Annotated in this window: 16 protein-coding genes and 1 tRNA gene; 9 read left to right on the forward strand and 8 right to left on the reverse strand. The window is 62.0% G+C overall.

The features are described 5' to 3' along the window. Positions 1 to 18 precede the first annotated feature (18 nt). A complete protein-coding gene (ileS, locus tag ACFKSJ_RS08665; protein ID WP_440951418.1) occupies positions 19 to 3,198 on the forward strand; it encodes an isoleucine--tRNA ligase in 3,180 nt (1,059 codons plus the stop codon). On the opposite strand, the gene ACFKSJ_RS08670 is transcribed toward ileS, so the two are convergent. Both ACFKSJ_RS08670 and ACFKSJ_RS08675 read right to left on the reverse strand, forming a co-directional pair. Continuing rightward, positions 3,181 to 3,912 (reverse strand): tRNA(His) guanylyltransferase Thg1 family protein, encoded by a 732-nt coding sequence (locus ACFKSJ_RS08670; protein WP_440949403.1) that lies wholly within the window; start codon positions 3,910 to 3,912, stop codon positions 3,181 to 3,183. The genes ileS and ACFKSJ_RS08670 overlap by 18 nt on opposite strands. A 54-nt stretch (positions 3,913 to 3,966) precedes the next feature. Then, entirely contained in the window at positions 3,967 to 4,224 is a 258-nt protein-coding gene (locus ACFKSJ_RS08675; RefSeq protein ID WP_440949404.1) for a PRC-barrel domain-containing protein, read from the reverse strand. Between the two features lie 52 nt (positions 4,225 to 4,276). Between ACFKSJ_RS08675 and ACFKSJ_RS08680 the strand changes: the two genes are divergently transcribed. Then, positions 4,277 to 5,410, forward strand: coding sequence for a CBS domain-containing protein (locus ACFKSJ_RS08680; RefSeq protein ID WP_440949405.1), 1,134 nt, complete (start codon positions 4,277 to 4,279; stop codon positions 5,408 to 5,410). Positions 5,411 to 5,598: 188 nt separating this feature from the next. Here the strand turns inward: ACFKSJ_RS08680 and ACFKSJ_RS08685 are convergent, their stop codons facing one another. Genes ACFKSJ_RS08685 through ACFKSJ_RS08695 form a run of 3 tightly spaced genes read right to left on the reverse strand, consistent with a single transcriptional unit; the run spans position 5,599 to position 9,324 of the window. Further along, positions 5,599 to 7,242 (reverse strand): radical SAM protein, encoded by a 1,644-nt coding sequence (locus tag ACFKSJ_RS08685; RefSeq protein ID WP_440949406.1) that lies wholly within the window; start codon positions 7,240 to 7,242, stop codon positions 5,599 to 5,601. 2 nt (positions 7,243 to 7,244) lie between these two features. Next, positions 7,245 to 7,865: a 6-hydroxymethylpterin diphosphokinase MptE-like protein gene (locus ACFKSJ_RS08690; RefSeq protein ID WP_440949407.1), complete on the reverse strand. Its 621-nt coding sequence runs from the start codon at positions 7,863 to 7,865 to the stop codon at positions 7,245 to 7,247. Next, a complete protein-coding gene (locus tag ACFKSJ_RS08695) occupies positions 7,855 to 9,324 on the reverse strand; it encodes an NAD-binding protein (RefSeq protein WP_440949408.1) in 1,470 nt (489 codons plus the stop codon). Before ACFKSJ_RS08695 ends, ACFKSJ_RS08690 begins: the two co-directional genes overlap by 11 nt. A gap of 91 nt (positions 9,325 to 9,415) precedes the next feature. Between ACFKSJ_RS08695 and ACFKSJ_RS08700 the strand changes: the two genes are divergently transcribed. Then, positions 9,416 to 9,489, forward strand: a tRNA-Lys gene (locus ACFKSJ_RS08700). 135 nt (positions 9,490 to 9,624) lie between these two features. On the opposite strand, the gene ACFKSJ_RS08705 is transcribed toward ACFKSJ_RS08700, so the two are convergent. After that, a complete protein-coding gene (locus ACFKSJ_RS08705) occupies positions 9,625 to 10,512 on the reverse strand; it encodes an ABC transporter ATP-binding protein (protein WP_440949409.1) in 888 nt (295 codons plus the stop codon). A gap of 79 nt (positions 10,513 to 10,591) precedes the next feature. Between ACFKSJ_RS08705 and ACFKSJ_RS08710 the strand changes: the two genes are divergently transcribed. From ACFKSJ_RS08710 to ACFKSJ_RS08735, 6 genes are all read left to right on the forward strand, one after another. Then, entirely contained in the window at positions 10,592 to 12,409 is a 1,818-nt protein-coding gene (locus tag ACFKSJ_RS08710) for an ABC transporter permease (protein WP_440949410.1), read from the forward strand. Continuing rightward, entirely contained in the window at positions 12,406 to 13,485 is a 1,080-nt protein-coding gene (locus ACFKSJ_RS08715; protein ID WP_440949411.1) for an ABC transporter permease, read from the forward strand. Before ACFKSJ_RS08710 ends, ACFKSJ_RS08715 begins: the two co-directional genes overlap by 4 nt. A gap of 56 nt (positions 13,486 to 13,541) precedes the next feature. After that, positions 13,542 to 13,802 carry a hypothetical protein gene (locus tag ACFKSJ_RS08720; protein WP_440949412.1) on the forward strand — a complete coding sequence of 87 codons (261 nt, stop codon included), beginning with the start codon at positions 13,542 to 13,544 and terminating at the stop codon, positions 13,800 to 13,802. A gap of 126 nt (positions 13,803 to 13,928) precedes the next feature. Beyond that, on the forward strand, positions 13,929 to 16,463 hold the full coding sequence (locus ACFKSJ_RS08725) for a PAS domain S-box protein (RefSeq protein ID WP_440949413.1): 2,535 nt from the start codon (positions 13,929 to 13,931) through the stop codon (positions 16,461 to 16,463). Between the two features lie 71 nt (positions 16,464 to 16,534). After that, on the forward strand, positions 16,535 to 17,389 hold the full coding sequence (locus ACFKSJ_RS08730; protein ID WP_440949414.1) for an aldo/keto reductase: 855 nt from the start codon (positions 16,535 to 16,537) through the stop codon (positions 17,387 to 17,389). An 81-nt stretch (positions 17,390 to 17,470) separates the two neighbouring features. Further along, positions 17,471 to 18,136 (forward strand): HAMP domain-containing protein, encoded by a 666-nt coding sequence (locus tag ACFKSJ_RS08735; protein ID WP_440949415.1) that lies wholly within the window; start codon positions 17,471 to 17,473, stop codon positions 18,134 to 18,136. Positions 18,137 to 18,233: 97 nt separating this feature from the next. On the opposite strand, the gene ACFKSJ_RS08740 is transcribed toward ACFKSJ_RS08735, so the two are convergent. Together ACFKSJ_RS08740 and eif1A are read right to left on the reverse strand one after the other, a co-directional pair. Then, the gene (locus tag ACFKSJ_RS08740) at positions 18,234 to 18,665 is read right to left on the reverse strand and encodes a GNAT family N-acetyltransferase (RefSeq protein WP_440949416.1); all 432 of its coding nucleotides are present in this window, start codon (positions 18,663 to 18,665) and stop codon (positions 18,234 to 18,236) included. 58 nt (positions 18,666 to 18,723) lie between these two features. Beyond that, the gene (gene eif1A / locus ACFKSJ_RS08745; protein ID WP_440949417.1) at positions 18,724 to 19,029 is read right to left on the reverse strand and encodes a translation initiation factor eIF-1A; all 306 of its coding nucleotides are present in this window, start codon (positions 19,027 to 19,029) and stop codon (positions 18,724 to 18,726) included. Positions 19,030 to 19,185: the final 156 nt, after the last annotated feature.

Consider the following 19,185-nt stretch of genomic DNA (forward strand, 5'->3'; position numbering starts at 1 on the left):
GGATCGTGAGGGAACATGGTGAAGGAAGTCACCGGGAGTTACAACCCCACTGAACTCGAGGAACGGGTGCAGGGGTACTGGCATACACATGAGACCTTCCGGCAGGTGCTGCAGCGCCATGCCTGTGACCGGCCGTTCTTCTTCGTCGACGGGCCGCCGTACACCACCGGCCACATCCATCTCGGCACCGCCTGGAACAAGATCCTCAAGGACAGCCTCCTCCGGTTCCACCGGATGACCGGCAGGGACGTGATCGCCCGGGCGGGTTACGATATGCACGGCCTTCCGATCGAAGTGCAGGTGGAGCAGAAACTCGGGTTCGTCTCCAAGAAGGATATCGAGCAGTTCGGGATCGAGCGGTTCATCGAGGAGTGCCGGAGTTTTGCCCAGACCAACCGGGATGTGATGAGCGCCCAGTTCAAGAAACTCGGGATCTGGATGGACTTCGACAACCCGTACCAGACCCTGAAGCCCTCGTACATCGAGGCGGCCTGGTGGGCCTTACAGCAGGCTGATAAACGGGGGATGCTGGAGGTCGGACACCGGGTCGTGAACTGGTGCCCGCGATGCGAGACCGCCATTGCCGATGCCGAGGTGGAGTACTGGGACGAGCACGACCCCTCGGTCTTTGTGAAGTTCCCGGTGGCCGGAAAGGAGCATGAGTATCTGGTGATCTGGACCACGACCCCCTGGACGCTCCCGGCCAACGTCGCCGTCGCCGTCCACCCGAACCTGGTCTACGCCCGGGTCAGGGCCATCCGGAACGGGGTCGAGGAGGTGCTCTGGATCGCCGAGGACCTGGTGAAACCGGTGCTGAAGAGGGGGCGGTACCAGGACTTCTCAATCATCTCCACGCAGAAGGGGACCGAGCTGGTCGGGCTCACCTACACCTCACCGCTGGCAGAGCAGGTGCCGGTGCAGGCGACGATCGAACACCGGGTCGTGACCGCCGACTATGTGGCCACAGAGAACACCGGGCTGGTCCATATCGCGCCCGGACATGGCTGGGACGACTACCTGGTCGGGGTGCGCGAGAAGCTCGCGATGCTCTGCCCGGTGGACGGTGCAGGCCGGTTCACGCCTGAGGCGGGGATCTTCGCCGGGCTTCCGGTCAGGGAGGCGAACGGACAGGTGCTCGAGGCGCTCGGGGAGCACCTGCTCGCCGAGCATGAGGTCGTCCACCGGTACGGCCACTGCTGGCGGTGCAAGACCCCGATCATCTTCCGGGCCACCGAGCAGTGGTTCCTGAAGATCGTAAAGGTGAAGGAGCAGATGCTCGAGGAGATCAAGCAGGTCACCTGGTATCCCGACTGGGCAGGGAGTGCACGGTTCGCAGACTGGGTCGGCGAGGCCCGTGACTGGTGCATCTCCCGGCAGCGATACTGGGGGATCCCGATCCCGGTCTGGCAGTGCACCTCCTGCAGAACACGGCGGGTGATCGGGACGATCCATGAGCTCGAAGAGGCCGGCGGCGTCCCGGTGCCGGACCCGCACCGCCCGTACGTGGACCAGATCACGATCCCCTGCACCTGCGGGGGAACGATGCACCGGGTCAAGGACATCTTCGATGTCTGGTTCGACTCGGCGGTGGCCTCGTGGGCCACCCTGGACTTCCCTGCCGAGCATGACCGGTTCGATCGGCTCTGGCCGGCCGACCTGATCGCAGAGGGGCAGGACCAGACCCGCGGGTGGTTCTATTCGCAGCTCGGAGCATCGACCTGTGCGTTCGACAAGGCCCCGTACAAACAGGTGCTGATGCACGGGTTCGCCCTGGATGCGGACGGCAGAAAGATGAGCAAGAGCCTCGGCAACGTGATCACCCCCGAGGAGGTCGTCGCGAAGTACGGGGTCGATGTGCTCAGGTTCTACGTCCTCTCGGCCAATGCACCCTGGGACGACCTGAAGTTCAACTGGGATGGGGTCAAGACGGTCCACCGGACGATCAATGTGCTCTGGAATGTCTACCGGTTCCCGCTCACCTACATGAGCCTCGATGGATTCGTCCCGGAGTCTAAGAACGGGCTCTGGAACGGGGAGTATGTTGCCAGGCGGTACACAGAGATGCCCTCTGAGGACCGCTGGCTTATCTCGACGGTCAACTCGCTGGCTGTAGTGGTGACCGGGGCGATGAACGAGTGCACCCTGCATAAGGCGACCAGGGCGATCCTCTCGTTCATCCTTGAGGACCTCTCCCGCTGGTACGTGCAGCTGGTCAGGCCCAGGATGTGGCTGGAAGGGGAGGACCAGGGCAAGCAGGACGCGTATGAGACGATGTACTATGTGATGCGGAAGCTGCTGGTGCTGATCGCCCCGTTCGCCCCCCATATCGCAGAGACCTGTTACCAGAACCTGAAACTGGAAAAAGACCCGGAGAGTGTGCATATGCTCGACTGGGTGGCCGGGGACCAGCGGTTGATCGACCGGGGCCTCGAGGAGGCGACGGCGATCATCAGGTCGTTCGACGACGGGGTCGCCAACGCCCGACAGACCGGGAAGCGGAAGCTCCGGTGGCCGGTGGCCGAGTGTGTCGTCGTGACCGAGAGCGAGACGGTCGCGGCCGCCATCGAGGCGAACAACCAGATCTGCAGGTCCCGGGCGAACAGCCGGGTCGTGACCGTGGCCAGGGGCCGCTGGGACCGGATCGGCTGGCAGGCCGAGCCGGTGATGAAGAAGATCGGCCCGACCTACGGCAGGAACGGACCGGTCGTGAAGGGGCTGATCGAGCAGGCGGACGCGGCCTGGCTGAAGGGCGAGCTGGACGCCGGCCGCGAGGTGGTGCTGACCGATGCCACCGGCACCAGTTACACAATCACCAGTGCAGAGGTGACGTTCAGCGAGCACCTGCCAGAGAATGTCTTCACCGCCCCGATGCAGGACGCGACCGTCTACGTGGACGTGACCCTCTCGCCTGAACTCGAAGGGGAGGGATACGGACGGGAGGTGACCCGCCGGCTGCAGGAGATGCGCAGACAGGCCGGGCTGAAGGTCGAGGATATGATCACCGCCGAGGTCGCCATCGCCGACCAGCGGGTCGTCGACCTGGTCCAGCCGTGGATCGGCCGGATCAGCGATGATGTCCGGGCGACGGCCCTGGCGATCCATGCCGATCATCTCTCAGAGAGAGACTGGCAGGCCTCCCAGACCTGGGAGGTCGAAGAGGTCAGTATGATAATGGGCCTCTCAAAGGCCGAGGACTGAGGAGAGGAATACCTCTCCCTCTGGTGACGAGAAGAGCGGCAGATCCCGGTCGATGATCACCCGGTGCCGAACGGTCGTCACCTCCTCTTTTTTGATCGGATTGTAGCCTGATACGGTCACGTCCGCAGTCCTGGCCATCAGCCCACGCCGGTGCCAGGCCGGGGTCTCGGCGAGGTTCACCCCCCGGTCATGCATCAGGTCGTGCAGGGCCTTCCCCGGCAACCCCTTCAGCCGGGAGGCAGCCGCACGCGGGGAGAGCCCTTCGCTGATCAGTGCATGCTGGCAGTAGGCATTGATATGGTTCCGCCAGGCCTCCTGTTGCCGGCCGATCAGGTACTCCCGGGCCGAGGCCGGGGTTGCAAAGACCACGCGCGCATCGAAGGCCAGTGGGGAGGTCACTTCCAGGGCCAGCGTCAGGGCGCTGGCTGCGTAAGAGGCAGCCACAGAATCGATCTTTTCGACCCTGCCTCTGAATGGAAGACGTGTAAAAAAGAGACTGATCTCGTCTGAAAACGTATAGGCGAAGCTGGGGGAGAGGCCGCTGTCGCCGACCAACGCCGAAGCTGTTGCTGCCATCGCTTCAGAGAAACGAAGGTCGAACGGCCGCTCAAGATCGAGGTGGGCCGTCAGGCTGTGAAACGCCCGTCCGTCAAGCCTGACCCAGAGCGGGGGGATTGCCGCGAGTGTACTGAAGATCTCCCGGTCGTCATCCATAGAACAGTACACATAAATCCGGAGTATCTGTGATGAGTCCTGCCACCGACCCCTTCACTTCGGTGTCTGCTTGAAGACCCCTGACATGTGTCTGATCAGAATGATGTCGCCGATGGAGCGGATCATCCGGTACGGGATCTGAAGCCCCTTGTACCCCTTGATATCGACGATATCCAGGTTCAGGTTGCCGAGGGCGAGCGCCTTGATCTTCTTTGCATCAAGATCGATCACCACATCATCAACATCCCCTACAAAAACAGCCTTATCGGTATATACGCTCAATCCTAGAACTTCGGTGACTTGGGTCTTCATCACTATCGGTTGAAGGTATATACTATAAAAGTAAAAAAGGTAATCCTTTCCCATGGAAGGATCGCTCAAAATCGGACGTCTCTTTGGAATTCCGATCTATCTTCACTTCACGTTCCTGCTGGTGATCCCCCTCTTCGCCTGGATCATCGGCAGCCAGATCGAGACAACCGTCCAGCTCCTGGCCCGGATCTTCTCGGTCACGATCGACCCCTCCCTGATCACCATGGGAGCGGTTCCGTACCTGCTCGGGGCCCTGGTCGCCCTCGGCCTCTTCGCCGGAGTTCTGGTCCATGAGATCGCCCACTCGCTGATCGCAAAGAGGCGGGGAATCCGGATCAACAACATCACCCTCTTCCTCTTCGGCGGCGTCTCCTCGATGGAGGAGGGGACACCTGACCCGAAGGTCGAACTCCCGATGGCCCTGGCCGGCCCTCTGACCTCCCTCGGCCTCGGGATCCTTTCGATCGGTATCATCTACCTGATCCCGCTGGTCATCGGTGCACCAGGGATCGCAGGGGTGCTGGTCTTCCTCTTCGCCTACCTGGGGCTGTTGAACGTGATCCTCTTCGCCTTCAACCTGCTGCCGGCATTTCCCATGGACGGCGGCCGGGTGTTGCGGGCCTACCTGGCACAGAGGATGCCGGTAACCCAGGCGACCAGGATCGCCAGCGAGATCGGCAAGGCGTTCGCGATCTTCTTCGGGATCTTCGGGTTTCTGGCCTTCAACCCCATTCTGATCATCATCGCGTTCTTCATCTACATCGGGGCCAGCCAAGAGTCGTCTGCCGTCCGCTATACCTCCCTGCTGCAGGACCTGACCCTCGGAGCCGTGATGTCCACCCCGGTGATGACGGTCTCCCCGCAGACCCAGGTCCCGGTGATGCTCGAGCAGATGTACGCCACCAAGCACCTCGGGTTCCCGGTGATCGATCGGGGGATGGTGGTCGGGATGATCACCCTCTCCGACCTGCACCGGGCCTCACCGATCGACCGGGACGCCCTGCAGGTACGAGACCTGATGACCAGGCAGGTGGTCTCGCTGCCGCCGCAGGCACCGGTGGCAGAGGCGCTTCGGGTGATGTCTGAGAAGAACATCGGGCGGATCCCGGTGCTGGAGGATGGGAACCTGGTCGGTCTCGTGACCAGGACCGATATCATAAAAGTGATGCAGCTCCGCGAGATCTGATCCAATAGTGTTGAACGCAACATCCCTGGTCAATCGTAGACTCAGAGGAGTCGGAGATTGACCCATTTTGGGATTCGATGCGTTTAAGACTATTCGCAGAGTCCTCCGGACTCTTCTCACTTCCGGTTCCCCTTACAGGTGAACCAGGATTTGAGAAAATCTAACTGTATAAACAGTTAGGTTTTCGACTAAAATGTAAACAGATGATCGATCGGGGTCGGGCCGGCCACCGCTGAGAAGGCGGCGAGGTCAGAGAACGGTCTCATCCCGGCGATCGTCCGGGCCCGCTTCTTGCCGATCCCCGGAATCGAGACCAGCGCAGAGGCCGGCAGGGTGTTCACCGGCACCGGACACGGGAGGGCCGTCAGCGACCGCATCCCGTGGCCGACCACCACCACGTCCAGCACGGCCCCGACCGGCAGCGACAGCGGGACGCCGGCGAGGATCGGGTAGGTCCCCATCTGCCGCCCGAACGAGGGGGAGCCCGACTGCTCGACGATCAGGTCGGCGAGGATGGTCCCGACCGGGAAGACCCGTTCGAGCATCGGCAGGTCGATCGTCGTCCGGACCTCCTCCTTGAACGTTTTGAAGAGAGACTGGTGGAGCCCGAGCGTGTTCTCGGTATAGGCCCGGGTCCCTTCGAACGGCATCAACTGCCGGAGGTTGATCCTCCGGACGAGCAGACCCTCGTCGAGCACCTGCTGTAGAAAACGGCGGTCCAGGTCGAAGGTTGCGGCTGTCTCCCCGGCCAGGCCGAAGACGAAGTTCAGCCCTGGCAGCAGTTCCGGGATACCCCAATCCCTGACCGCTCCGAGGGCGTTCACCACCCGGATCGCCTCCAGCACCTCCGCAGGCTCTGCCTTGAGGTTGTTGGCCTGGACCACCGCCGGGTCGGCCGTCTCCATCCCGAACGCAGCCACGTCCCCTGGCGTGTGGTACTTGATGATCGCGGACAGGGCTGCGGCCGATGCCTCCGGATGGCGGGCGATGGTGCCTGGGTTCACGTTGTCGATATGCAGGGTGGCCAGGTCGGGGGCCGCCTCCCGGATCGCAGAGAAGAGGGCCTCGATCGCCGCAGGGTCCGGCTCGGGGAACTCCCCGCTGCCGCTCTGATAGGCGAGCAGGTCGGGCTGCCTGCCGAGGCGGAAGTGACGGGCGCCGGCCCTCGCGAGGGCCCCGACCTCGGCCTTCACTCCCTCGACAGATCGGTACCGTGGAGGGCCGTACAACGGCTCGGTGCAGAACGAGCACCCGCCGGTGACCTGCCTGGCACACCCCCGGGCCGTCTCGAGCTCGCAGACCAGGTACGGGAACGACGGGTGCTGGGGGACGATATCGGCCCCTGCAGCGGCCCATCGGTCATAATCCAGGTATCGCATCGTCCCGTCGGGGGTCAGCCCCTGCAGATGGGCATCAAGCGCGGCTGAAGGCGATCCTGGGAGCAGGGCATCGAACCCCCGGACCGTGGCCTTCACAGCCCGCTCGCCCCCCTGACCGGAGAACCCGAACCCGATCGGTCCGGCGATCACCTTCTCGGCCGCACCGGTCATCGCCCCGACCTGCTGGATCTCGGTCAGGGTCGCTGGCGTGCCGCCCAGGTATTTCCCGGGCACCGTCACCCCGGCGATCATCACGAGCAGGTCGGCGGAGGTCAGGACCCTGGCCATGGCCGGGTCTGCCCTGAGCTGATCGATCGTCAGGTACCGGACCTGGTAGCCGTGCAGGGAGAGCACCCCTGCAGCGGCCCTGACATCAGGAGAGAGGTATGGGGGGACACCGAGACAGGCCGGCTCGTCCACGTACCCGTCCAGCAGTACACCCAGAGCAGTCATGGTCAGAGGTCGTACCCGAGGGTGGCGAGCAGCCGGCGTGCCCAGAAGAGTTTACCACGCTTGACCGGGTCGACGGAGGAGTCGTCGAGGTCGAACCCGAGGATGCTGATGCTCGTCGCCCCGAGTGCATCGGCGGTGAAGACGGCTCGGTCGCCATCGCTGAACCCCCCGAAGTTGTGGACTGCAGCGAGGGGCGTCCCCTGGGTGGTGGCCACCACCGGGCCGCTGAACCGGGGAACCCAGTGGGAGAGGAGCGGCATGTTGTCCCCATGCGCATGGACGACCATCACCGTCCCCGCTTCGTTCATTGAAAGGAAGCAATCGGTCGCACCGTCCAGGTCGGTGAAGACGGCGTCCGGCCTGATCCCATGTGTGTACAGCACCTCGGCAGCCGCATCGGCGGCGAGGACCGTTCCCTTCACCTGGTCGAGTTGATCGATCAGGCACGGGGCGTTTCCGCAGACGGTGACGTCCCTTCCCTGGATCAGATCCTCCAGTACAGTGAGGGCGTCGACGGTGACCAGCGAGGCCAGCAGCCGGGCGGCCTCCTCGTCCTCTTCGCGTGAAAATGAAAAATAGTCCAGGATCTCCAGGTACAGGGGCTCCCAGTCCCTAAAGATCATTTCTCCCCTCTTGCTTCTCCAGCCCGACGATGTTCTCGAACCGCTTTAAGATCGGATCGATGATCAGCGCCAGCAACGCCTCCTTGTCCTCGACCAGCGCGAAGTAGTTGAGCGGGATGATCGCCGCGGCCATGTTCGGATGACCGCCGGCGTCCCCGATCTCACCGAAGGCTTCGCTGATCACGTTCCCGAGGTTGATCCGAACATCCCGGCTTCGGGCGGAGACGATGATCCCGGTGTCCCCGATCCCGTAGATCAGCGCCGTGTTCACCCCTTCGAGGTTGATCAGGTAGTCGGCGGCCTGCGGAAGGGCATCCCGATTCCGGATATACCCGACATTGGAGAAGAGGTACCCGCTCCGAATCACCCGGTTCTGGATCGCATTCCCGAGGATGTCCAGTGTCTCCTTGGAGAGGGACGGGGACATGATCCGGTCGAGCAGATCGGAATCGGTCAGGGGGAGGAGGAACGCGACATAGTTGAGGTCCTGTGGGGTCACGTTCCGACGGAAATCACGGGTATCGGCCCGGATACCATAGAGCAGCCCGGTGGCGAGCTTCTTGTCGATGGTGATGTCCATCTCCTGCAGGTACTGGGTCATGATCGAGGCGGTGGCCCCCATGCCCGGACGGATATCGATGAAATCGGCGTGCACCGATTCCCCCTCCTCGGCACGGTGATGATCGATGATGATATGCACGTGCGTCCCCTTGGGGAGGCTGTTGTTGACCCCGGGAGCGGACGAGTCGACCAGCGCCAGGTACTTGCACTCCCGCAGCACCTCGGGTGTGATCCGCTCCATCTTAATATCGAGCAGGTTCACGAACGCCCGGTTCTCCTGATGACCGATGTTCCCCTCGTACAGGATCCGACAGGTGACCTTCTTGTCGCTGGAGACCCGCGCGATCGCAGCGAGCGCCATCGCACTGGAGATCGCGTCGGGGTCGGGGTTGTTGTGGGTTATGATCCCGAGCGTCCCCTCCCAGCCCACGAAGAGGTGCTGCAACCGCTGCGCGATCCGCGTCGCATGGAGCCGTCGGATCTGGTGTACCGCCGCCTTGGCCACCACCTCCTGGGGGTAGAGGACGAACTCTGCACCGGCGTTCTGGAGCACCCCGACCGAGGTCGGGTCCATCGCACGCGCGATGACCTCGGTGCCGGGATACCGTGCCTTGATGGCCTGAACCGCCGCAAGGTTGGCGTCTTTTTCGTTCGAGAGGACGAAGACCACGTCAGGAACCGGCAGTCCGTCGAGCAGCCCCGGGCTCTTCAGATCCCGCACTTCGGCCTCATATTTCTGATCGAGCAGATCTTTGACCCTCTTTTCATCCCTGTCGACGACGCGGATGCTGGAGGTCTCCTTGGCCAGTTCCTCGATCACATTGTAGCCAATACTCCCGCACCCGAGTACCATATACTGTACCTCACCCGGGTCATCTCGCTGGTCAGGTTCAGGCATGTGATGAGAGGTGGTATCTGTCAGGATATTAAGGTAAGGGAATCCGATAAGCTTATACCATTGTGGGATCAATGTTAGAGAGTCAACTGGTGGGCTTGTAGCTTAGTTCGGTAGAGCGACGGACTCTTAATCCGTAGGCCAAGGGTTCAAATCCCTTCAGGCCCGCTATCATTTGATTGCTGATTTTTCTGATTGTTGTATCCCGACGGATGCGTTTCTCTCTGCTTCGAACAATAACGGACAGGTTCTCCTCAGAATATTCGAAGTCTGCGGAAAAAAAGGGCGGTGTTTAGCAGGCGTTCATTTCCCGATCTTCACCAGCATCTCCTCAAGCGATGGGTAATGGGACTCGATCCGGTTCACCCGGCCGCCGGCAGCGGTGATCGCGCCGGTCTGCCGGTTCATCGCTGGTAGGTCCGGAGCAGAGGCCATATACCCACCCCCCTCGACCACCGCCTCCCAGGCCGGGTCAGGCCCGATCCCGGGCGGGAGCGAGAAGAAGAGGTGATAGGTGAGCGACCCGAACTGCTCGCGGAGTTCGTGCATCGTGCCGAACGCCACGATCTCACCACGGCGAAGGATCATCACATGGTCGCAGAGCGCCTCCACCTGGTAGAGGTTGTGCGCAGACATCACGATCGTCTTCTGCTGGTCCCTGAGCGAACGGAGGTAGTCGCTGATGTACCGCGAGGTCATCGGGTCGAGCCCCGAGGTCGGCTCGTCATAGATCAACAGGTCGGGGTCATGGATCAGCGAACGGGCGATCGCCACCTTCCGGCGCATCCCCTTCGAGAGCTCGCCAATCTTCTTCCCCTCGGCCTCGAGCGAGAGGGCGGCGAGGAGGGTCTCCTGCCGGGACCGGATCGTCGCGAGGTCGAGGCCGTACAGTTCCCCGAAGAACCGGAGGTAGTCCGGGACGGTCATCGTCTCGTAGACCCGCGACTCCTCCGGGAGGTACCCGAGGCCGGCCTTCAGGGTGCGGGGGTTCCGGATCACGTCGACCCCGTTGATGAAGAGTTCGCCGGAGGTCGGCTTCACGAGGCCGGCCATCATCTTCAGGAGCGTCGTCTTGCCGGCTCCGTTGTGCCCGATCACCCCGAAGATCTCACCCTTCTCCAGTTCAAAGCTGATCCCCTTCAGCGCCATGAACCTGTCATAGTCCTTGACCAGAGACCGGGCCGTTATCATACCTCGATATTGCCCCAGTCACCGGTTATATCTTATCATGATACGTAAGATTCATTCAGAGAAACGATCGGACCGTACCATGCATCTGCTCGCACAGACCCTGACCATCGCCCGCTGGGAGGTGAAGCGGTCGCTGACGATGATGAGGCGGGATGTCCTCCCCCTCTCGATCGTCCTCTTCGTCCTGATGATCGCCGTCACCGGGTTCGCGGCCCAGAGCGGGATGCACCTGCAGGACCGGATGTACACGATCGGGGTCGACGACCCGGTGCTGGCCGGGGTCTTCGCCGGGGACGCCCGGTTCACGGTCGAGACCATACCGGCCGGCACGCTGCTGCAGGGGACCGGGGGATACGACCTGGCCGTCACCCACGGGCAGGCGGTCTCCGCCCCGACCCAGCGGGGCCGGGCCGCCCTGCTCACCCTCTCACGGGACTACAGCAGGTATGTGAACGCAGTCTACACCAGCCAGCCCGACCTCTTCGCCGCGTACCCGCTCTGGATCGACCTGCAGACGGTGAAGAGCCAGCTCGACTTCGTCGCCACCCAGTCAGGGCAGCAGGTGGCCGCGGCCCCCCGTGCGGACCGGCTGCCCGTCCCCGAAGGGACCGTGGTGCAGGTCTCCACCCCGCCGGCAGGGATCGATGCCGACACAGACCAGCTCCGCCAGCAGGTGGCCAGCGGCTCCGACCAGAACGACCAGGTGGCCCGGTACTCGAACCTCCTCTCAGCGAAGGGGGTGCAACAGCAGGATGGAGACTTCAAGGTCCCCTCGCAGATCTCCCCGCCGTTGCCGTTCGACTCGATCATTCTGGTCTTCGTCTTCATCTTCCCGCTGTACTTCACCTCTCAGTTCTTCATGATGAGCATCATGAACGAGCGGGTCGAGCGGCGAGGTGAACCGCTCCTCTCGACCCCGGTCCACCCGGTGGCGATCATCCTCGGCAAGGCGCTGCCGTACCTGCTCTCGATGTTTCTGGTGGCGACGGTACTGTTGCTTCTGATGCACGCCTCCCTGCTGATCCTGGCCGCCCTCTTCCCGGTGATCCTCTTCTTCCTGGCCAGCGCGATGATCATCGGGATGGTCGCCCGGAGTTACAAGGAACTCTCGTTCGTCTCGATCTTCTTCTCGACGATTGCGACCTCGTACCTCTTCTTCCCCTCGATCTTTGCGAACGTCCACGTGGTCTCGCTCATCTCCCCGCTGACCCTGATCGTCCTCTCGATGCAGGGCGACGGGTTCACCCTGGCAGACTACGGCTACTCGACGGTCCTCTTCTACCTGACCAGTGCCATCCTCTTCTACATCGGAGTCGTGAACTTCGGCGAGGAGCAGCTCTTCTCGCAGCACCGGCTGCTCCCGCGGATCAGGGAGTTCGTCGGGACCGCCCTCTCGAAAAAGCGGCCGTTCCTCTCGCTCTTCCTGCTGAACCTCTTCCTGATCCCGTTCGTCTTCATGGCGCAGATGATGACGCTCGTCCTCTTCTTCAACCTCCCGATGCCGTACTCGTTGGTACTGCTGATCGTCGTCGCGGCCTTCATCGAGGAGCTGGTCAAATCGATCGGGCTGCTGGCGTTTTTACCCGTCCTCCCCGACCTCTTCACCTGGCGACGGCTTGTCCCGGCAGCGGCCGTCACGGCCCTCGGGTTCCTGGCCGGCGAGAAATTGCTGCTGCTGGTGACGCTGACCCAGATCACCGAGTCGGTCTTCGGATCGGTCCTCTTCACCTCGCTGCAGGTGCTCTGGATGCCGCTCCTCCTCCACTTCATCGGAGTGTTGATCGTCGGGGCGTCGCTGAAAATGGGCGGGAAGCGCTGGTATATCCCCGGACTTTTGCTGGCGACCGGGGTCCATACCCTCTATAACCTGGTGCTGATCATGGGGTGGTCGCTGTGAAACCAAGGACGATCTCTACAATCTGCAGAAAGGAGTTGCAGAGCCTGCTGAACGAGCGGACCCTGGTGCTGGCGATCATGCTCCAGGTCTTCATCGCCCTCTTCTCCTCATTCCTGATGGTCGGGCTCACCTCGATGTACGACCCTGCAGCGATCTCCCAGTACTCGCATGCCGAGTATGGGATCGGCTACGCAGGGAACGACTCGACGCTCGCATCGTACATCGACCAGGCGAAGGACCTCCGGGTCTTCCCGATGGACCTCTCCACCGGCCTCGCGGCCCTCTCCGAGCGAAAACTCTCTGCGATGGTCTATGTCCCCGACACCCGGCCGGATGCGACCGATCCGATCAAGGTGACGCTGTACACCCAGCAGAACGATCTCCAGTCTGCCGTTGTCAACATCAGGCTCAAGGAGGTCTTCGTCGCGTACGAGAAGGACCTCAGGCAGGTCCGGGCGGCCAGGCTGACCGAGGTGCCGATCCCCCTCAAATTCCCCGCCCAGACCGGGGGGAGCGACTTCTTTGAGTTCGTATACGGGCTGCTCATACCACTGCTGGTCTTCATGCCGGCGATCATCTCATCGGCGATGATCATCGACCTGATCACCGAAGAGTACGAACACCGGACCCTCGAGGTCCTGCTCGCAGCCCCGGTCTCGTTCGCCGAGGTGATCTGGGGCAAGATCGCAGCCTGCCTGGTGCTGGTTCCGGTCCAGGCCGGCGCCTGGATGGTGCTGCTGCACCTGAACGGGATCGGGATCCAGCACGGGCCCGAGATCCTCCTCCATGTCACGGCCGGTTCCTGCCTGCTGGTGCTGCTCGGGGCCCTGACCGCCCTCCACTACCGGGAACGGACCTCGGCGCAGTTCATCTTCTCGACGGCGCTGGTGATCGTGATGCTTGGGGCCCTGGCCTTCCCCTTAAACCCCCTGAACCTGATCGCACGGCTGAGCATCGGGGCGATCGGAGGGGAGCACTGGGCGATCCTGGCCGGCGTTCTGGCCACAGTCCTCCTCCTCTCGGTGTTGACGACGAAGTACGCCGGGCTCATCACCAGGCGGTTCATCGAGGGGTGATCCCTGGGACCGCCTCCTCCGGCACTGCTATATATCTGCACGAACAGTCTCCGGGTATGGCAGAAAACTGGGAGAGAGCACGACAGGAGTGCACCGCACAGGGGCACGACCTGATGTACCATGACTATGACACCAATACCTTCGGCACCTGCAGGAAGGGTGGCGAGCCGGGCCATTTCGTCAGGGGGAGGTTCGTCGAACACCGGTGCATCTTCATGCCGGCAACGATAGATCCAGCAGAGGCTGAAACCAAGGAAAAAGCGTTTCTGGCCGAAAACCCGGATTGGGCGTCCTCCCCTGGAGAGACCGGGCAGTGAGACTCTGAATCCTGTTCCATGAGGAAGTAGTACTATACAGAGCGGCAGCCGGGTCAACAGAGACACAATCCAGCCATGAAGCCTCGATAGAAACCTATTTCCTCTCTCTTCATCCAAAATAAACAAATGGATTCTCTCCTGTACGTCGACGACGAGCCGACCCTGCTTGAGATCAGCAAGGTCTTCCTCGAACGGACAGGGGAGTTCGCCGTCACCACAGTAGGGGGAGCCGGCGAGGCGCTCCAGGCACTGGAGATCGGCCCCTATGACCTGGTCATCTCCGACTACCAGATGCCGGAGAGGGACGGTATCGAACTGTTACGGGAGATCCGGAACAGGTATCCTGACCTCCCGTTCATCCTCTTCACCGGACGGGGACGCGAGGAGGTCGCGATCAGGGCCTTTGAACTGGGGGCTGACTTCTACCTCCAGAAGGGAGGGGACCCACGGGCCCAGTTCGCCGAACTCACCCAGAAGGTCCGGCAGGCCATCCGGCGCCGGAGGGCTGAAGAGGCCCTGAAGAAGCGGGAGCAGCAACTGAATGCGATGGCCGCCAACATCCCCGGGGTCGTCTACCGGTTCTTTGTAAATGCTGACGGGACGAGGGGGTTTGATTACATCAGTGAGCGGAGCAGACAGATACTCGGCATTGAGAACGACCCGGCCACCTTCTTTGACCAGCTCGCCGAAGGAATGATCCCAGGGGACCGGGAACGGTTGCTGAGTTCGGTCCGGCATGCCATCAGCACCAGAACCATCTGGGAGTATGAAGGGCAGTACATCAGACCCTCGGGGAAGAAGATCTGGGTGAGCGCCGTCTCCAGCCCGATGATGGAGAACGACCGGCTTGTCTTCGATGGCGTCTTCTTCAACAATACAGGCAGGAAACGTGCTGAAGAAGCACGCAACCGGTCGGAGGAGTATTACCGTGCCCTCTTCTCGTATACCGAGGCGGCGACGATCATCATCGAGGAGGACACCACCATCTCGCGGGCCAACGAGGCCTTTGCCGAACTCTGCGGTGAACCACGCCATGAGATCGAAGGAAAGGTCAGATGGATCGAGTTCACGGCTCCAGAAGACCTGGAACGAATGAAAGAGTTCCATCACCGCCGCATGGTCGACCCGGACGGGGTGCCTCCCCGCTATGAATTCCGGTTCGTCACCCGCCAGGGGGATATCCGCAACATCCTCGTCCATATCGGCAGGATCCCGGGCACCGGGCAGAGTGTCGCCTCCCTCCTCGACATCACCGACCAGAAACAGGCGCAGGAAGCACTCCTGCTCGATGAGAAACGGCTCGAAGCGCTGGTCAGGCTCAACGAACAGGAGACCGCGACGATCGATGAACTGGCAAACTTTGCCATGGATGAGGCGGTCCGGCTCACCAGGAGCACCCTCGGCTACATCGCGTTCTACGATGAAGACGAACGTGCCCTGACGATGTATGCCTGGTCGAAGGCTGCGATGGAGGAGTGCAGGGTCGTGAAACGACCGAAACGGTACCCGGTCGACGGCACCGGCCTCTGGGGGGAGGCCGTCCGGCAGCGGCGCCCGATCGTCACCAACGACTATCTGGCAGAGAACAGCCTGAAGAAGGGCCTCCCCCCGGGGCATGTCCATCTGACCCGGCACATGAGTGTCCCGGTCTTCGACGGGGAGCGGATCGTGATCGTGGCCGGGGTCGGTAACAAACCATCAGCGTACGATGATGCGGACGTCCGACAGCTGACGCTGCTGATGGGCGGCATGTGGCGGATCATTCAGAGAAAGAAGACCGAAGCAGCCCTGCGGCAGAGAAATGAAGAACTCCGTCTTCAGTACGAGGCGCTTGCCGAGAACGATCGGGCACTTCACGAGAGCGAGGTCAGGTTCCGGCAACTGGCCGAAGCAACGATCGAAGGGATCATCATCCACAAATCCGGGATCATCAGGGACCTCAACGAACGCGCCTGCGAGCTCTTCGGGTATTCACATGGTGAGATGATCGGCAGGGACGTGCTCACTCTTGCCGCCCCGGGGTATGAAGATATGATCAAAGAGAAGGTGGCCTCCGACTCGTACGAGCCATACGAGGCGCAGAGACTGCGCAGGGACGGCTCGACGTTCTGGGCCGAGATGCACACGCATCAGATCACGGTCGACGGCGAGATGCTCCGCATCACCACGCTCTGGGATATCACCGAGCGTAAAGATGCCGACGACCTGATCCGTGCGGCACATCAGCAGCTGGCCGCACAGGAGGAGGAACTCCGCACCAGGATCGAGGTGCTCACCACAAACGAACAGTATCTCCGGTTCCTGATCGACAGGGGTCGCGACGGCCTCTTCGTCGTCGACGCTGCGGCCACCATCACCGCTGCCAACCGGACGCTCGCACGCCTCTTCGGGAATGCGGCGCCGGACGAGATCACCGGAAGACCATTTCTCCGGTATTTTGCCCAGGATGACCAGGAACGGGTCGGTGCGTACCTCTGCAGGACGATCGCGGGAAGCGCCACTCCAGATGAGCAGCCAGGGGTCGGGGGCGTGCGGATCGCCAGCAGTCGGTGTACCGTGGAGGTGAACGCGTCCCCAATCTTCGAGGGGGGGCGGGTCACCGGGATGCATGGCAGTATCCGGGAGACCGCGGACCGGCAGTGGGCAGATCCAGGGATCTGAACGGCCGTTCCCGGGGGTCAGGCAGGAGGTTCAAAAGGTTTATCACCAGGAACCTTCAGTAGAGGATACCGATGCAGATGCCCTCCAGAAAAAAACCCACACCACAATCCCTCTTTCCCGGAAAACTCCGGGTCGGGCTCGGAGGCGAGGGGGTGCTCAGGACCACCGGCCAGCATGCAGCCGCTCGGGCGGTGATCGAAGCCGCCTTTGCCGAGGGGATCCGGTACTTCGACTCGGCCGTCGCCTATGCCGGGAGCCAGGGGTACTATGGCGAGTTCTGGCAGGAGCACCAGCAGCAGCGGAACCAGTCTTTTCTGACCAGCAAGTCGGCAGCCCGTACCTATACCGGGGCGATGGCCGACCTTGCGCTCTCCCTTGACGCCCTCAACACCGATCACCTCGACCTCTGGCAGGTGCATGACATCCGGACAGACCATGACCTTCTGGAGGCGGAGAAGCCAGGGGGGGCACTCCGTGCTTTTATGGAGGCGAAGGAGACCGGGGTCGTCAGGTACATCGGGGCCACCGGCCACGCCGACCCGGGGGTGCTCGCTCATGCGGTGGAGTACTGGCCGATCGATACGGTGCTGATGCCGGTGAACCCGGTCGAGGTGATGCGGGACGGATTTCTGGAGACGATCATGGAACCGGCCAGAAACCAGGGGATCCGGGTTATCGGGATGAAGACCCTCGGCGCCGGCCACTTCCTCCTGCCTGAGTCGGGGATCACCGCAGAGGTGCTGATCAGGTTCGCCCTCGCCCAGGGGGTGGATCAGGTGATCGTCGGCTGCAGCACCCCGGAGGAGGTCAGGGCACTCGTCACGGCCGGCAGGGCCGGGCCGCTCGAAGCGGATGAGGCGGACCGGGTGGCAGCGGCATTTCTGCCGCATGCGGCTGCGTTTGCCTACTACCGATCCCCGGCCTGACTATCCCGGAATAGACATCACAGTGTTTATCTCCTGATACGGAAATGACTGCTCATCACCATCTCGTAAGGAGTGCAGTCGATGACATCATGGTATTCCAGTTTCCTGACAAAACTGACGATCGGTTTTGTGATCCTGATCCTGATCACCTCAGGGCTCACGTTCATATACACCTATGGGGCGACCAAGGACGCCCTCAAAGAGTCGACCCGTGATCAGATGACCAGCGTGGCCGGGATTATGGCCTCCCAGGTCAATGGCGACCAGGTCGCCCTGCTGACCAGGGGTGGGGAGAACTCCACAACCTACAGGGGGATTCAGAACCAGCTGCTGACGATGCGCAAGGATCAGCCCGCGTTCAAATACGCCTATATCCTTCGCGTGGTGAACGGACAGGCCGAGTTCCTGCTGGACGACACCTATGGTACCGATGCCAAGGCAGCAGCCACCGGGGACGCCTATCCTGACGCCGAGATCGCCACCATCACCGCCGCCCTCAAGGGACCGACGGCATCACCGGCGTTCCATACCGATCAGTGGGGGACGTTCATCTCAGGCTACGCCCCGGTGAAGGACAGCACCGGCAAGGTGGTCGGGGTGCTCGGCGTGGACACGGACGCCAGCACGATGATCGACCGGCAGAACTTCATCGGCTACCTGATCTATCTGATCATCGGTATCTCGGTCCTGGTGGCGGGAGCGATCGTGGCCCTCTTCTCGAAGACGACGAGGCGGGAAAATTCCTGAACCGGACGGCAGCACAGATCAGCACCAGCCACATCAATGGCGAAGTGAAGACCTGGCGGGAGCGCCCAAAAAAAGATGTCAGAGAGGATGTGAACGTTCAGGGGATTCGCCGCATCGGGGCGACTCCGCACCCCTTCATCTCGCCAAAGCAGAACGCAAGCCGCTCTTTTATCGTGGGGGGGAGTTCGTCCTCAGGGATCGCGACGAACCCGAGCGAGCCGTAGAACCTGACCAGGACCAGGGTGGAATGGAGGTAGAGGACCTGGTCTCCAAAGTTTTTGAGCAGTTCCTCCATCACCATCCGTGCGAGTCCTTCGCCGCGGTGCTCCTCTGAGGCATAGACCCCGTCCACCTCGAGCCCGTCGGGATGGCGCCGGCACCGGGCCACCGCTGCGAGGTCTTCGTCGACAAAGGCACCGATGATCCGGTCGGTGGTCCGGTCGGTCTTCTGTCCGTGGTAGTGGACCCAGAGGGCCTCGACGAGCGGAAACTCGTCGACTGATAGTTCGCGTACGATCACTGTCACCATGCACCTGGTTATCAGTAGTACAGCACCTGAGACATAAGCATTGCCCAAAAGGGAAGGATCAGAGGTACCCGGAGCGGTGGAGCCAGTCCACCTGCGGGGCGGTGTACCGGTAGATGATATCGCACTTATCATCCTGGAACGACCAGGGGACAACGACCAGGATGTCGCCCTCGCGGATCCAGACCTTCTTCTTGATCTTGCCCTTGATCCGCCCGGTCCTGGTCACGCCGTCGGCTCCTCGAACACGGATATGGTTGGCCCCCATCATCATCTCGGCACGTCCGAAGATCTCACAGTTCTTTTTTTGGGGCAGCCGGACCCTGACAATCTCCTCACCAGTCGGGGCCGGCCTCTTCTCGGTCACAGTTCACACCCTTTCCGGGAACTCCGATTCATCTACCCCGATCTATGCATTACGAGGATATATTATTAATGATTGCAGCGACAGGAGTCGCTCGAACTCGACAGAGAAGCCCGATATGGAGCCGGATCCTTCATGATGCAGAGTACTGCCGGAGAC

This window comes from Methanosphaerula subterraneus (assembly GCF_052055875.1).
Taxonomy (GTDB): domain Archaea; phylum Halobacteriota; class Methanomicrobia; order Methanomicrobiales; family Methanospirillaceae; genus Methanosphaerula; species Methanosphaerula subterraneus.

Coding starts and splice junctions, on each gene's coding strand:
- ACFKSJ_RS08710 (WP_440949410.1), top strand. CDS start 10,592: ATGCATCTGCTCGCACAGACCCTGACCATCGCCCGCTGGGAGGTGAAG.
- ACFKSJ_RS08720 (WP_440949412.1), top strand. CDS start 13,542: ATGGCAGAAAACTGGGAGAGAGCACGACAGGAGTGCACCGCACAGGGG.
- ACFKSJ_RS08705 (WP_440949409.1), bottom strand. CDS start 10,512: ATGATAACGGCCCGGTCTCTGGTCAAGGACTATGACAGGTTCATGGCG.
- ACFKSJ_RS08690 (WP_440949407.1), bottom strand. CDS start 7,865: ATGATCTTTAGGGACTGGGAGCCCCTGTACCTGGAGATCCTGGACTAT.
- ACFKSJ_RS08695 (WP_440949408.1), bottom strand. CDS start 9,324: ATGCCTGAACCTGACCAGCGAGATGACCCGGGTGAGGTACAGTATATG.
- ACFKSJ_RS08730 (WP_440949414.1), top strand. CDS start 16,535: ATGCAGATGCCCTCCAGAAAAAAACCCACACCACAATCCCTCTTTCCC.
- ACFKSJ_RS08740 (WP_440949416.1), bottom strand. CDS start 18,665: ATGGTGACAGTGATCGTACGCGAACTATCAGTCGACGAGTTTCCGCTC.
- ACFKSJ_RS08675 (WP_440949404.1), bottom strand. CDS start 4,224: ATGAAGACCCAAGTCACCGAAGTTCTAGGATTGAGCGTATATACCGAT.
- ACFKSJ_RS08735 (WP_440949415.1), top strand. CDS start 17,471: ATGACATCATGGTATTCCAGTTTCCTGACAAAACTGACGATCGGTTTT.
- ACFKSJ_RS08685 (WP_440949406.1), bottom strand. CDS start 7,242: ATGACTGCTCTGGGTGTACTGCTGGACGGGTACGTGGACGAGCCGGCC.
- ACFKSJ_RS08725 (WP_440949413.1), top strand. CDS start 13,929: ATGGATTCTCTCCTGTACGTCGACGACGAGCCGACCCTGCTTGAGATC.
- ACFKSJ_RS08680 (WP_440949405.1), top strand. CDS start 4,277: ATGGAAGGATCGCTCAAAATCGGACGTCTCTTTGGAATTCCGATCTAT.
- ACFKSJ_RS08670 (WP_440949403.1), bottom strand. CDS start 3,912: ATGGATGACGACCGGGAGATCTTCAGTACACTCGCGGCAATCCCCCCG.